This is a genomic window from Rhodococcus sp. T7, from assembly GCF_009872365.1.
Taxonomy (GTDB): domain Bacteria; phylum Actinomycetota; class Actinomycetes; order Mycobacteriales; family Mycobacteriaceae; genus Rhodococcus_F.
In genome coordinates this window covers 1-14,339 of record NZ_WXYH01000375.1, presented here as the reverse complement: position 1 = coordinate 14,339, position 14,339 = coordinate 1, and the positions used below count along the sequence as shown (strand labels likewise).

Genomic DNA, 14,339 nt, shown 5'->3' with positions numbered 1-14,339 from the left:
GTCGTGAGCCGGGACCAGAAGATCCTGGACGCCGCCGAGCGGCTGTTCTTCGAACGAAGCTTCGACGGGGTCGGAGTCGACGAGATCGGCCGCGCGGCGGGGGTGACAGGCTCGGCGATCTACACCCACTTCCGGGCCAAGGACGAGATCCTCGCCGCGCTCTTCACCCGGGTCTTCGAGGCACTACTCGCACGACTCGGGGAACCGGACCCTGATCCGGCAGAAGAACTCGACAAGGTGTTGAAAGCCTTTGTCGACCTCACGACGCATCACGAACGGCTGGCGGGCATCTGGGTGCGTGAGCAGCGGTCCCTCGCGGAGGCTCATCGGCGGGAGCACGATCGCCGGCAACGCTACATCACGCAGCGGTGGGTCGACTGCCTGAGCCGCCTGTGCCCGGAGGCCAGGACCGACGAGATCGTGACGGCGACCCGTGGGGTCCAGCTCCTGCTCATGTCCGAGGCGCTGAGACCGCCGACCGGTCGCCGCGCGCGGGATGCCGAGGAGTTGCTCCTTCGGATGGCACGGTCGAGCCTGGCCGCTCTCGCGGTCACCGCACGCTCGGATGGTCGCGACGGCGATTCACCGACTCGACCAGCGACATCGCTGGGCTGAAAGCGGTGTACATGAGAGTGGGCGTGGTTCGGGGACCTGGTTGCCCACCAACTTATGAGACGTTATGGTTCAAAAAAGATTTCGAGAGGACACGTCATGCCGGAGACGCACGCCGCCGCGGCGATTCAGCCCGTGGACGTGGTGAAGGCCTTCTTCGCCGCGATCAACCAGCGCGACCCCGAGGCTCTGGGCGCCCTCATCGACGAGACGTTCGCCGAGGATGCGTGTGTCGAATTTCCGTCCTCCCTCCCTTACGGTGGCCGGGTTCAGGGAGCGAAGACCTTACGCAAGGTCTTCGTCGGCATGGCGGTCGGAAGGTCCGCCGTCGGGCCGCGTGCCTTGGAGGTGGAGAGAATCGTCGACGGCGACAACCTCGTCGTCGCTGTTCTTCGCTTCGACTGGTACCCGCCGGACTCCGATGAGCCGGTTCGGTCGGGCGCGTGCGAAACCTGGCGATTCGAGAACGCGAAGGTCGCCGAAATTCGCCCCTACTACTGGGACACCGCGGCGCTGGTCGCCGCATCGTCCTGACCCTTTTCGAGCACACCACAGACCTAGGAGTCCCATGTCCCGAACAGCCGTCATCGTCGACGCCGTCCGATCACCCATGGCCAAGGGCAAGGCGCCCAAGGACGGGAAACCGGGTGGTGCACTGAGCTCGCTTCACCCGGTGGAGCTACTCGGCCAGGTGCTGCGGAAACTTGTCCAACGCAACGCATTCGATCCGTCGATCGTCGACGACGTCATCACCGGGTGTGTCAGCCAGGTGGGCGAGCAATCCGGACCCATCGGCCGCTGGGCATGGCTGGCAGCAGGAATGCCGGAAAGTGTGCCGTCGGTGACGGTGCACCGAGCGTGCGGCTCCAGTCAGCAGGCCGCCGACTTCGCGGCGCAGGGTGTCATCGCCGGCGTCTACGACGTCGCGATCGCGTCGGGCGTCGAATCGATGAGCCGTATTCCCATGCTCACCGCACGTATCGGTCAGGACCCGTTCGGTCCTTCGGTCGCGAAGCGGTACGCCCCCGGCCTGGTCCCGCAGGGCGTCTCGGCGGAGCTGATCGCAGCGCGCTGGAAGCTCGATCGTGAGTCGATCGACGAGTTCGCCACTCGATCGCATCAGAATGCTGCCGGCGCCGACCTCGCGGCCGAGATCGTGCCGATCACCCTTGCGGACGGCACCGTCGTCGCCGGCGACGAGACGGTGCGACCGCAGACGACGGTGGAGACCCTGGGCCGGCTCAGGCCCTCGTTCCGCACCGACGACATGGTGGCGCGGTTCCCGGAGATCGCGGACTGGCACATCACCCCCGGCAACTCCTCGCAGTTGACGGACGGGGCGTCGGCGCTGCTCATCATGTCGGAGGAAAAGGCCGATGAACTCGGGCTTCGTCCTCGGGCGCGCTTCCATGCCTTCGCGGTCGCCGGTGACGACCCGATCACCATGCTCACCGGACCCATTCCCGCCACGGAGAAGGTGCTCGACCGTGCCGGTTTGACGATCGACGACCTCGACCAGTACGAGGTGAACGAAGCTTTCGCTCCCGTACCGATGGCCTGGGCACACCACTTCGGTGCAGATCCCGCGAAGCTGAACCCCCGCGGCGGCGCGATCGCATTGGGCCACCCCCTCGGCGCCTCGGGTGGCCGGCTACTGACCACGTTGCTGCACGGCCTCGAGGCCACAGGGGGGCGGTTCGGCCTCACCACGATGTGCGAGGCCGGCGGCATGGCCAACGCGACCATCATCGAGCGGCTCTGAGAAACAGGAGAACTTATGGAAATCAACGGTATTTCGGCAGTCGTCACCGGAGGTGCCTCGGGTCTCGGTCTTGCCACCGTCCGCCGCCTTCTGAAGGAGGGTGCGGCCTCCGTGACGATCGCGGACCTCGAATCCTCGGACGGCAAGGCCGTCGCGGAGGACCTCGGTGACCGCGTCCGCTTCGTGCCCGCCGATGTGCGGGACACCGACGCAATGAACCAGGTGTTCGATACCGCGGAGGAGGCTGGCCCCCTTCGCGTCGTCGTGCACTGCGCCGGGCGAGGCGGCCCGGTGCGGCTGGTCGGCAAGGACGGCGCTCCCGGATCACTCGAGACCTACGCCGAGATCGTGCAGATCAACCTGGTCGGATCCTTCAACGTGCTGCGGCTCGCAGCAGCGCGGATGGCGTCGAACGAGCCGACGGATGGTGACCGCGGCGTGTGCATCCTGACCGCCTCGGTGGCGGCCTTCGAGGGTCAGATCGGCCAGATCCCGTATGCGTCGTCCAAGGCCGGCATCGTCGGCATGACGATCGTGGCGGCACGAGATCTCGCGTCCAAGCAGATCCGGGTGTGCACCATCGCCCCCGGTACCTTCGAAACCCCGCTCCTCGCCCGCCTGTCGGACGATGTTCGCAGCTCTCTCGCGGCGACCGTGCCGCACCCGAGCCGTCTCGGTGATGCGGACGAGTACGCGCGCCTGGCCACGGCCATCATCGACAACGGCATGCTCAACGGTGAAACCATCCGCCTGGACGGTGCTATCCGAATGGCGCCACGATGACCCCCGCCGTCGATCTCACGGTAGAAGACGGAGTCGCCGTCATCACCATCGACCGGCCTGAAGTCCGCAACGCGATCGACCTCCCGACGGCGCGGCAACTTGCGGCGGCACTCGACGACGTCGACCAGCGCAGCGACATCCGCGCTGCGGTACTGACCGGCACGGGAACGGTTTTCAGCGCCGGAATGGATCTGAAGGCGTTCAGCGCAACGGGCGAGCGGCCGCTCGTCGCCGAACGGGGAGCCTTCGGCATCTGCGAGCGCGCAACCACGAAACCTCTCATCGCGGCGGTGGAGGGGAAAGCGCTCGGCGGCGGATTCGAGATCGCCCTCGCCTGCGACCTCGTCGTCGCAGCACAGAACGCCCAGTTCGGTCTGCCGGAGGTCAAACGCGGACTGGTCGCAGCGGCAGGCGGTGTGCTCCGGCTTCCGCGCGTCGTTCCGCACAAGGTCGCGCTCGAATTGGTGATGACCGGAGATCTCATCTCTGCGACCGAAGCGCACCGCCTGGGCGTGGTGAACCGCGTGGTGGCGCCCGGAGAAGCGCGCGCGGAGGCGATGCGGCTCGCCGCCGCCATCGCAGCCAACGCCCCGATGGCCGTCCGGACCGCAAAGTTCCTGGTCAATGCATCCGCGGATTGGCAGCAAGAAGAGTTTTTCGACCGACAGCGTCCGTATACCGACAAGGTCCGGGGATCCGCGGATGCGGCCGAGGGAGCACGTGCCTTCGTCGACAAGCGGGCACCCGTCTGGGCCGACCGTTGACGCACTGGTACTTCGACCGAAGGAGATCGACATGATCGAGCTGACCGAGGAGCAGCAAGAGATCCGGGCCCTGGCACGCAAGGTGGCCCGGGACTGGTATGCCCCCAAGGCCCGAGAATGGGACACCAACCGCACGCACTTCCCCGCCGACGAGCGCCGACGGATCGCCGAGCTGGGCTTGCTCGCGCTCGGTCTTCCCGAGGAGTACGGCGGCGGTGGCCGACCCCTGATCGACGCACTCATCGTGCAAGAGGAGTTCGCGCGTGCGAACCCGCTGTCGGCCTGGCCGATCTTCGAGGCCTCCGCCGGACCGGCCCGCGTCATCGACCTCTTCGGGACCGAGGAACAAAAGCAGCGATTCCTCCCCCCCGTCGCCTCGGGGGACAAGATCATCGCCATCACGATCTCCGAACCGGACGCGGGCTCGGCAGCAACCGACGTGACCACCAAGGCCGTCATCGAGGGCGACGAGGTCGTCGTCACCGGCACGAAGCGATGGTGTTCGGGCGCCGGGCACGCGGAGCAGTACCTCGTCTACGTGCGGTTGAGTTCCGCACCGGGCGGCAAGGGCATGGGCGCTGTCGTCGTCGACAAGGACACTCCCGGGTTGACCTTCGGGCCGCAGGAGGAGCTGATGGGCCACCGCGGGGTCGGATCGGCCGACATGTTCTTCGACGACGTCCGAGTCCCCATCGACAACCTCATCATCCCGGAGGGCGGTTTCAACAAGCTCTTCACGGCCTTCTCCATCGAACGGCTCGGTAACAGTACGATGTGCTTGGCCATCGCCCAGGAAGCACTCGACCGTTCCGCGGCGTACATCCAGGAGCGGCACCAGTTCGGCAAGCCGATCGTGGAGTTCCAGACCGTCCAGGACACCCTCGCCAAGATGGTGGTCGACGTCGAGGCTTCCCGCATGCTGATCTGGCGCGCCGCAGCCCACGCCGGGACCGGTGCGCCGAAGACGCTCGACGCGTCCGTGGCCAAGGTCTATGCGAACGAGATGGTCAAACGTGTCACCGACATGGCGATCCAACTGCACGGCGGCTACGGGTATTCGGCCGAGTACGAGATCGAGCGGATGCACCGCGACGCTGTCGGCTGGGCGATCGCCGGTGGAACGCCGGCGATCCAGCGCACCCGAATCGCCTCCGAGTTCCTCGGACGCCGTTTCGATCAGCGAGCCTGAGATGAACAACGACAACACCCGGGCCGTGTTCGACAACGACCATGACGCCTTCCGTGAATCGGTACGCCACTTCCTGCGCGCCGAAGTCGAACCGCACCTCGATGGATGGCGCTCGGCGAACGGTGCCCCTGCGGACTTCTACCGGTGTGCCGGTAAGGAGGGGTTGCTCGGTACCGCAGCCCCCGAGCGATTCGGGGGTGGTGGCGTCGACGATCTGCGGTTCGTCGCCGTCCTCGTCGAGGAGACTGCGGCCCTCGGCGCCACCGGACTGGCACACCTGCTCGCCTTACACAGCGGCGTCGTACTTCCGGCACTGCTCCGCCACGGCAGCGAGGAGGCTTGTGCCACATGGCTTCCTGACATGGTTGCGGGGGAGCGACTTGCCGTTCCGCTCGGGGCGGGGAAACCAGCCGAGGCGACGTCCGAAGACGGCCGGGTGCTGCTGCACGGGCACGTCGACGGGGTAGCGGGCGGGGCTTGCGCAGGAATTCTGCTCACCGCCGTGTCGGGGGAAGACGAGCCGCGGCTCACCGTGCTGTCGGGAGACACGTCCGGTCTGATCCGATCGCCGGTCGCGGACGCATTGGGTGGACGTGAAAGCGCACAAGCCGATGTGACGCTCGGCGCCGTCGAGGTCGGGAGGGCCGACAGCCTCGGTACCGGCGCATGGGCTGAACTGACACGTGATCTCGATCTGTGGTCGGCGGTCACGGCAATGGCTTCGGCCCGGTCGGTCATCGCGATCACGTTGCGCTACGTCGCCGAGCGCCAGGTCTTCGGTCGGCCACTCGCGCAGTTCGAGAACACACGACACCGGCTCGCCGAAGTCGCCGCACGGCTGTCGGCGACGGAGCTGCTGGTCGACTCGTGCCTGGTTGCCCGGTGCGAAAATCGCCTGACTGCTGCCGCGGCCGCAACCGCCTGCCTCGAGGCAGGCGCGCTGCACGACGAGGCGGTGGACCGAGGGCTCCAGTTGCACGGGGGTTACGGCTACATGCGGGAGTACCCGATCTCGCACGCGTTCGCGGACGCGCAATACCTCCGCCAGCAAGAGCACCTGGTGGCCGACGCGCGGGATCTGATTGCGGCCGGCCTCGGTCTCTGACCCCCGGGTCAGCGGCCTCGAAAGTTGGCATCGCGGCGTTCTTGGAACGCCGCGATGCCTTCGAGGAGGTCATCGCTGGCCAGTGTGTGCTCCTCGTAGGCAAAAGACAGGTCGACGACCTCGCCTGCCCGCTGCTGGGTTACCCGGTTGAGGGCGCGCTTGGTCCCCTGAACCGCGAGCGGAGCGAGTCGGGCGACGCGGGAGGCGATCGAGCGTGCAGCCGGAAGTACTTCGTCGGCATCGTCGACGAGATCGGTCACCATGCCGAAACCGAAGGCCGTCTCGGCATCGAGAGGGTCACCGGTGAGGAGGTGACGTCGCGCCCGGACCATGCCGGCGGCCTGCGGCCACACCAGGCAGCCGCCGTCGCCTGCCACGAGGCCGAGCGCCACGTGCGAGTCGGCAAGCGTGGCCGCACGAGCGGCAACGACGATGTCGCACAACAGGACGAGCGTAGCTCCCAGTCCGATCGCGGGGCCCTGCACTGCCGCCACAATGGGTTGCGGCACAGTGACGAAGGCCTGCAGCAATCGACGTCCGTCGTCGACGATGGCGCGCCGTTCCATCACGTCGCCGTGCGCGGCCTGCATCAGCTCGAAGTCGCCGCCGGCGGAGAATGCCTTCCCGGTAGACCCGAGGACGACGGCGCGGATGGTTCGATCGGTGCTGATCCGTTCGATGACGTCGGCGAGTTCGCGGTGCAGCACTGCGTCTACCCGGTTGAACAGCTTCGGCCGGCTGAGGCTGATCTCGGCGACCCCGTCATCGTGTCGGTCCACCGTGAGCGCGGTGTAGCTGAGATCCATCGAATGCTCCTTGGTGCTGTCGGTTCATGCAGTCGGGATGGCGGGCAGGGCGTGCCCGAGACAATTACTGAGATACCGTACCTCAAAATCCGGCGGAGTCGGCACGGCCTGACAAATCCCAGCGTGCGGTAGATGAGCTGACCGTGTCGCCCGGTATCGCTGCCGGATTGCCGTGAGCTGATTGACACATGTGACGGGAGCCACTAGCATTTTGAGACGAGGGAGCCCACAAAAAGTGGGTGCGGTTCCTGGATCGGCATCCGCAACACGCTGGGTCCGAAGGTGCGCTCGGTTGCGCAAACAATCATCGTCTTCGCCTCCGCGGCCACCGCGTAGCTGCTCACAACTGCGACACGAGGCGTTCCGAGATGAATCGACAACGGCAAGGTTTCATGCCTGCGGCCACGGATCAGTGGTCTGGCGAGAGGAGAGAAGTGGTGTTGCTGGCCGACTTTGGTGCTGTGGAAAGCCCGGCAGTCCTTCCGCTGGGGCTGTGTTCGCCCGACCGGTCCGAACAAGTGGGAGGTAAGACCAAGGGCCTGTACAAGCTGATCGAGCTGGGGCTTCCGGTGCCCGAAGGGTTCGCGATCACGGCAAACGCCTATCGCGCGACTCTCGCTGCCACGGGTGTCGGCGCCCAGATCGACGACGTCCTCGCGCAGGCCGAATTGAGCGACGACGCGAAGTCGCAGGCGATCTTCGGCCTCTTCGAGAACGTGACGTTGCCCGCGGATCTGAGTGCAGAAATCGACAATTCGTACGACGAGCTGGGCGGTGGTCCGGTTGCGGTCCGATCGAGCGGAATCGCCGAGGATACGGCCGCCGCATCGTTTGCCGGCCAGCACGACACCTACCTCTGGATCCAAGGTGCCGATGCTGTCCGTCACCACGTGTTGCGTTGCTGGGCGAGCCTGTTCAATCCCAGCGCCATCGGCTACCGGGAACGGTTCCGGATTCCCGCCGACGAGGTGGCCATGGGAGTTGTCGTTCAGCGCATGGTGCCTGCTGCTGCCGGGGGGGTGATGATGACCCTCGAACCCGTGACGGGCGAGAGTAACCTCGTCTACATCGAAGCTGCACACGGCCTCGGCGAGGGAGTCGTCGTCGGCGACGTGCTTTCCGACCAGTACCGATTCGACAAGGCGAATCTGGACAACCCGAAGAAGCGAATCAGTCGTCAGACCGAACAACACCGTTTCGATCCGGACGCTGGTGCGGTGACGCTGCAACCGATGGACCCCGAGGTCGGATCGCAGCCGGCGCTCGACGACGACCTTGCCCGCGCCTTGGCTCAACTCGGACTCGACATCGAACGGTCTTTCGGGGCCCCCATGGATATCGAGTGGGCGGTCTCCGAGGAACGGGAGATCTTCCTGCTGCAAGCCCGCCCCGAAACCGTGTGGAGCACACGCTGGACGGAGCTGGCCACGACCGCGCGAACGAGTGTCACCCACGGAGACCTGAATCAGGACTGGTACTACTCCACCGCGAATCTCGGAGAGGCAGCGCCCGGTGTCCTCGCACCGCTCAGCTGGTCGGTCTGGGGGCCGGGTGCCGAGATCGCCGCCCGATACGGCTTCGTCCAGATGGGCGTGCTCGAAGCGTCGAAGGCCGGGATACCCGACGATCCGCACGCGCGGTTCATCCAGATCGCCTACGGCCGCGCGGTGGCCTCGGTGAGCGCCTTCTACGACATGGGCGAGCGTATTCCCGGTGCCAGCGGAAACATGATCGCGGAATCCCTGTTGGGATCGATCCCCAGCGGCATGATCGCCAATCCGACCCGTCGACGGTACCCGGTCGTGATGTGGCGCATGCCGAAAGCCTTCGTACGCTCGAAGGCGGTGATCGACAAGCAGCACCGCACTATTCGCGAGTGGTGGCTACGGGAGCTGGAACGAACGCAGGACCTGGACCTCGCCGGTGCGCGAGCCCAGTTCACGGACGCCGTCAACAGGTTTCAGAAGTCGACCGCTCTGCAGGCGCAGGGCAACATCATCGCGGTTCCGCCGGTATTCCAAGCGCTGGAACAGCTGGTCGCCAGCGTCGACATGGAGGAGTACTACGGTGTCCTGACATCCGGCGGAGACCATGCCGAGATCGCGGTTGTCACCGATCTGTGGGATCTCGGCCGAGGTCGCCTCACTGAGTCGGAGTTCCTGCGGCGACACGGATTTCACGGCACGCTCGAGGGTGATATCGCCGGACGGGTCTGGCGGGAGGACCCGTCGCCGATCCGCCATATCGCTCAGATGTACAAGACGCAGGGTGACGACAAGGACCCTCGCGCGATGGCCGAGGCCCGCAACGCGGAGAAGGAGCGCGCCGAATCCGAGTTGATGTCGCGTCTCGGCTGGTTCGGTCGGTTGAAGGCCCGCTTGATACTGCGGCTGGCCCGTCGTCACATGCCACTCCGCGGTGTCGGTAAGGCGAGCTTTCTGAGATCTCTCGACGTCGCGCGAAGCTCGGCCCGTCGAATCGGCGAACTGCTGGTTGCCGAGGGCATACTCGACGCCGTCGACGACGTCATGTACTTGACGAGCGACGAGCTCATCGCGCCTGCGGTTCCCGAGAACGTCCGTGAGCTCGTGGCCGCCCGCAAGACGGAGCAGGAACTGTTCCGCTCTTTCGAACTCCCTGTCGCATTCTGGGGCGAGCCGGGACTGACGGCACCGGCGCCGGAAACCGTGGACGGCGACGCCGCCGGTGACCGGATCACCGGCATCGGAGCAAGTGCCGGAGTTGTCGAAGGCGTGGTGCGGGTCGTCGACGCCCCGGGGTTCGCCGAGGTCGAGCCCGGCGAGATTCTGGTCGCCAAGACGACGGATCCGTCCTGGGCGTCGATCATGTTCGTGTCTTCGGCCTTGGTGGTCGACATCGGTGGCACGCTCAGCCACGCCGCGGTGGTGGCGCGCGAACTGCGGCTCCCGTGCGTGGTGAACACCGGCGACGGTACCTCCGTTTTGCGCACCGGCGATCGCGTGCGGGTCGACGGACGGTCCGGAGTCGTGGAAATCCTGGAACGAGCAACTCGAACATCCTGACGAACGACGAGGAGACGGCATGACAATTTCCGAACGCGACGACTTCTTTCATCCTCGCCCGGACGATCCCTTCTGGAACGAGGCCAGTTGGTTTTCGTTCATGGCGCCCGAGCGTGACCTGACCGGATTCGTATACCTCTACCACCGTCCGAACATCGGATACACGGTGGCCGGTGTCGCGGCCTGGGATCCGAGCGGCAGTGAGAACTATGACTGCGTCCTGTACGACTGGGGCGAAGCGTACGCCCTCGAGCCCGAGGCGGAGATGTTCTCGTTCGAGCTCGAGAACGGCCTCACCGTGGAACTCGTGGAGCCTTTGAAGCAGTACCACTTCACCTACAAGGGCAGGAATCGCTTCAACAGCGATGTGGACCTGGACCTCACCTTCACCGCATCCCGGGAACCGCACAATGCCGGCATGCCCGGCGGGCTCGAGGAATGGGGTAAGGGCCATTACGATCAACTGGGCCGGATGGCCGGGCATCTGTCGGTCGACGGCGAGACGATTCCCATCGACTGTGTTGCGCAACGTGACCGGTCGTGGGGTGTCAGGAATATCGTCAACAATCCACGAGGCCAGATGATCTGGGGAGTCGGTGAGCGCAGCAGTTTTCACGCGCTCGCCGTCAGCAAGCTCCCACCGGGCGAGGACCCGGTCATCGGAACGAGCGAGAGCATCATCATCGGCTACTACCTGAAAGACGGCCAGTACGGTGATCTGACCCCCGGCCCCGACAGCACCATCGCCGTCACCGAACGCGACGCGACCGGCCGGCCGATCACCTACCGTGTCGAGGCGACCGACAGCCTGGGCAGGCGCCTGGAAGCTACGGGCCGAGTCCGGAACATGTTGAACTGGCAGGGGTATTCATGGTTGATGACGTTCTGGTCGCTGGTCGAGTGGTCGCTCGACGGCGAAACAGCCTTGGGAGAAGGCCAGGATTATTGGCCGTTGCACCAATCCCGCACGTTCATGCGCGCCCAGCGGGCCGCCCAGCGCGAATTCTCGACTCAGTCCTCCTGACCCCCGGCCCGGGGCAATGTCCTTCTAACACGAAAATGGGAAGGTTTCAAATAGATGAGGTGGAGATTCGTCTTCAAGGTTGTGGGCGTCGCACTCTCGATGACTGCGTTGGCGCCGTGCGCCCTTTCCAACGCGTCACCGACTCCGTACCACATATCTGAGTACGTAGTATCCGATCCCGCTGGGCAGCCGTGCAACGTCCAGGGAACACCGGACGGGGCCCTCTGGGTCAGCCTCCATCAGCCGAATCAATTGGCGCGCCTGGACCCGACGACAGGTCAGGTCTCGAAGTTCACCATGCCGGGCAAGACGCCACTGCCCGGTGGCGCGGAAATAGGTCCGCTCCCCGGAGGGCCGATCCCGTCGGTCGGGACATGCGACATGGCGTACGGATCCGACGGAAACCTCTGGTTCAACCATCAGATGGCCAATTCGGTCGGTTACATCGAAACGCAGGCGCCGTACCGTATGCACGAAATCCCGCTGCCGGTGCCCGCCTCGATCCCGATGAGCCTCCAGGCCGGAGGCGACGGCAAAATCTATGCCACTCTGACCGCCGCCGACAAGATCGCCCAGATCGACCCGCAGACACACCAGGTACGAATCTTCGATGTCCCGAGCAAGGCCTCGATGATCATCGGTGGAGCAGCCGGTCCCGACAACGCACACTGGTTCGTCGAAATAACGGGAAACAAGTTGCTTCGGCTCGACTATGCGACCGGCGACATCCGCGAGGTGGATATTCCGACGCCCGCGTCCGCGCCGTTCGTCATCCGATCCTACGACGACGGTCTCTGGTTCACGATGATGACCGCCAACGCGATCGGACACTACGACATCAAGACCGGAACGTTCAGCACCGTTCCGATTCCGACACCGATGTCCGCGCCGATCGGAATCACCCTCGGCAAGGACGGTTATCTCTACGTCGACGAATCGGTCGCGGACAAGATCGCGCGGATCGACAGGAAGACGATGCAGGTCGTCGACGAGTACCCGTACCTCACGAAAATGACCTGGCCGGACGAAATCAAGACCGGACCGGACGGCGCCATCTGGTCGCCGAACTTCACAGCCGGCAAACTGACCCGGCTCTGGGTCGACTCGTTCGGGACCGATCCAGGATTCCCTCAGACCCACGAGTGATCGATGAAGTAGTGGGCAATACCGATCAAGCACACCGATCGAATCGGTGACCGGGGATCGACCGCCGTCGCCGACGTCTTTCGTCGGCGACGGCAGTCGACCCGGAGCTGGGCGACCCACCTCCAGTCCAGGGCACATTCCTGCCGCGGACGGGGAGTAACATAATTTTGACATGCGGATCTTTTTTCTGGGTCGGGGGCGAGCATTATGGGACTGCGAGAATCGAATACGTGTGAAGGACGGCGAGGAGCCCACGATCCGCGCCGCCACGGAAGGAACCCGATGAGCACGCAGAAGCGCGGCCGCCCCAAGCTCGACATAGATCCCGACGCCGTTGCCGACGCCGTTGCGGAGCTTTTCGCAGAGGGCGGTGCGGAGGCGGTCACCATCATCGAAGCCGCCGAGAAATTGCAGGTCTCACGGGCGACCCTCTACCGCACGGTTCCGACCAAGAAACACCTACTCGGTATGCTCTTCGAGCGGAGCACGCGCGACTTGACGGAGCACGCGCGCGCTGTTGTCGAGCGGCACGAGCTAGCGTGGAAGCAGTTACACGAACTGGTTCGAATCCTGGTCGATGCTTCGATCGAGATGCGGCAGTACATGCCGGTGTTCTTCGGCGGGGGTGATCTGCCGGGCGACGTCGTCTCACGGTGGCACATGTTCACTCGTGAATTCGAGGCACTGTGGGTCCGTGTCGTAGCCAGCGCGATGCAGGAGGGCTACCTCGTCGAAGCGGACCCGCTCCTGACCGCGCGAGTGCTGCTTGGCCAATGCATCTGGGTTTCGCGCTGGTACCGTCCGTCGGAGCCCTACGACGCCGGCATCATCACCGATATCGTATTGAAGCTGTTGCCGCCCGCACCAGGAACGTCGGTGGGGGCACGTTCCGGCGGAGCGGGATTACCGCAGCGTCCCCGTCTGGTCGTCGCGACCGAGCGTCCGAACCCGCACGTCGCTCCGGAGATCGCTGTCGACGAGGTACCGCCGCCGGATAAGCAGGTCGCTCAGGAGAAGGGGCGACACGACGGCGACGACACACTCGACGCGGGAGAACGTGCAGAACTGGACCGGCTCCGGCGGGAGAACGCCGAATTGCGTGCGGATCGGGAGTTCCTGAAGAAGGCCGCAGCCTTCTTTGCATCGGAACACCTGCGGTAGGTGCGCACCTGAATTCGGAGGTATCGAGATTCGGAGGTATCGAGACTCGGCCGAAGGCCTGCCCCGCTGGAAGGGCCGCTATCGCCTCGGCTGCTTCGTCCTCGACGGATGTAGATGAGGGTAGCGAGGCGTTGTCGAGGAGCGACCCACGAGTGCGATGACAGCTGACGACGCTCCGACCGATTTCGATGTCTTCACGAGGCAGGAGTGGGGTGAATTACTGTTCACCCCGTGGTGCACCATGGTGGAGAATGCTCGACTCGATGATGTTGGTGAGGAACTCCATGGATCCCATAGTCACCCAATCCGAATTCGCCGGTGATGGCGTCACGCTTGTCGCCGACCGGTGGGATCCACCGGCACCGGGTGACGGCGGATCGGGCGTCGGCAGAAAGGGCTTGGTCCTGTTGCTGCACGGCGGCGGGCAGACCCGGCATTCCTGGCGAAACACCGGTCGCAGCCTCGCCGCGGACGGCTGGTCCGCCGTCGCGCTGGATGCCCGGGGGCACGGCGACAGTCAATGGGCACCGGAGGGGGATTACGGCATCGATGCGTTGGTCGCCGACTTGACCTCGGTCATCACAGAGCTGGGGGAGAAGCCGGTGCTCGTCGGTGCCTCGATGGGCGGGATGACCTCGTTGATCGGGCAGGGGGAGAATCCCGAACTCGCTCGCGGCCTGGTTTTGGTCGATATCGCACCGAAGGTCGAAACGAGCGGTACCGCGGAGATCATGGCGTTCATGCGCAGTGGCCTCGAGGGTTTCGAGAGCCTCGACGCGGCGGCGGCAGCGATCGCGGCGTACACCCCGAACCGTGTCCGCAAGCCCAACCCGCAGGGGCTGCGCAAGAACCTTCGCCTGCGTGACGGCCGTTGGTACTGGCATTGGGATCCGGAGTTCCTGCGCGTCGGCGACGAACCCACTCGCCAATCCGACTCGATCGT

At 65.2% G+C, this 14,339-nt stretch carries 13 protein-coding genes; 12 read left to right on the top strand and 1 reads right to left on the bottom strand.

Features of this window, described 5'->3' with window-relative positions; genetic code table 11:
• Positions 1–3 precede the first annotated feature (3 nt).
• The 7 genes from MLGJGCBP_RS40535 (at position 4) to MLGJGCBP_RS40505 (ending at position 6,215) form a co-directional block, all read left to right on the top strand.
• On the top strand, positions 4–615 hold the full coding sequence (locus tag MLGJGCBP_RS40535; protein ID WP_160103019.1) for a TetR/AcrR family transcriptional regulator: 612 nt from the start codon (positions 4–6) through the stop codon (positions 613–615).
• A 96-nt stretch (positions 616–711) separates the two neighbouring features.
• Positions 712–1,146, top strand: a complete 435-nt coding sequence (locus MLGJGCBP_RS40530) for a nuclear transport factor 2 family protein (RefSeq protein WP_160103017.1) — start codon at positions 712–714, stop codon at positions 1,144–1,146.
• Between the two features lie 34 nt (positions 1,147–1,180).
• The gene (locus MLGJGCBP_RS40525) at positions 1,181–2,374 is read left to right on the top strand and encodes a thiolase family protein (RefSeq protein ID WP_160103015.1); all 1,194 of its coding nucleotides are present in this window, start codon (positions 1,181–1,183) and stop codon (positions 2,372–2,374) included.
• A 15-nt stretch (positions 2,375–2,389) separates the two neighbouring features.
• The gene (locus MLGJGCBP_RS40520; RefSeq protein ID WP_160103013.1) at positions 2,390–3,157 is read left to right on the top strand and encodes an SDR family NAD(P)-dependent oxidoreductase; all 768 of its coding nucleotides are present in this window, start codon (positions 2,390–2,392) and stop codon (positions 3,155–3,157) included.
• Positions 3,154–3,921 (top strand): crotonase/enoyl-CoA hydratase family protein, encoded by a 768-nt coding sequence (locus MLGJGCBP_RS40515; protein WP_160103011.1) that lies wholly within the window; start codon positions 3,154–3,156, stop codon positions 3,919–3,921. The genes MLGJGCBP_RS40520 and MLGJGCBP_RS40515 overlap by 4 nt, the downstream gene beginning before the upstream one ends.
• 31 nt (positions 3,922–3,952) lie before the next feature.
• On the top strand, positions 3,953–5,110 hold the full coding sequence (locus MLGJGCBP_RS40510; protein ID WP_160103009.1) for an acyl-CoA dehydrogenase family protein: 1,158 nt from the start codon (positions 3,953–3,955) through the stop codon (positions 5,108–5,110).
• Position 5,111: 1 nt separating this feature from the next.
• Positions 5,112–6,215: an acyl-CoA dehydrogenase family protein gene (locus tag MLGJGCBP_RS40505; protein WP_160103007.1), complete on the top strand. Its 1,104-nt coding sequence runs from the start codon at positions 5,112–5,114 to the stop codon at positions 6,213–6,215.
• Positions 6,216–6,223: 8 nt separating this feature from the next.
• Here MLGJGCBP_RS40505 and MLGJGCBP_RS40500 read toward each other — a convergent pair whose 3' ends face one another.
• A complete protein-coding gene (locus tag MLGJGCBP_RS40500; RefSeq protein WP_160103005.1) occupies positions 6,224–7,021 on the bottom strand; it encodes an enoyl-CoA hydratase/isomerase family protein in 798 nt (265 codons plus the stop codon).
• Positions 7,022–7,458: 437 nt separating this feature from the next.
• Here MLGJGCBP_RS40500 and MLGJGCBP_RS40495 point away from each other — a divergent pair, with 437 nt between their 5' ends.
• The 5 genes from MLGJGCBP_RS40495 to MLGJGCBP_RS40475 all read left to right on the top strand — a co-directional run.
• Complete coding sequence (locus MLGJGCBP_RS40495; RefSeq protein WP_201453333.1) at positions 7,459–10,065, top strand: PEP/pyruvate-binding domain-containing protein; 2,607 nt, start codon at positions 7,459–7,461, stop codon at positions 10,063–10,065.
• Positions 10,066–10,084: 19 nt separating this feature from the next.
• A complete protein-coding gene (locus tag MLGJGCBP_RS40490; RefSeq protein ID WP_160103003.1) occupies positions 10,085–11,089 on the top strand; it encodes a hypothetical protein in 1,005 nt (334 codons plus the stop codon).
• A gap of 54 nt (positions 11,090–11,143) precedes the next feature.
• The gene (locus tag MLGJGCBP_RS40485; RefSeq protein WP_442972146.1) at positions 11,144–12,235 is read left to right on the top strand and encodes a Vgb family protein; all 1,092 of its coding nucleotides are present in this window, start codon (positions 11,144–11,146) and stop codon (positions 12,233–12,235) included.
• Between the two features lie 282 nt (positions 12,236–12,517).
• Positions 12,518–13,396 (top strand): TetR/AcrR family transcriptional regulator, encoded by an 879-nt coding sequence (locus tag MLGJGCBP_RS52450; protein ID WP_160102999.1) that lies wholly within the window; start codon positions 12,518–12,520, stop codon positions 13,394–13,396.
• A 284-nt stretch (positions 13,397–13,680) separates the two neighbouring features.
• Positions 13,681–14,339: alpha/beta fold hydrolase (locus tag MLGJGCBP_RS40475; RefSeq protein ID WP_160102997.1), on the top strand; the 659-nt coding region annotated here is incomplete at its 3' end.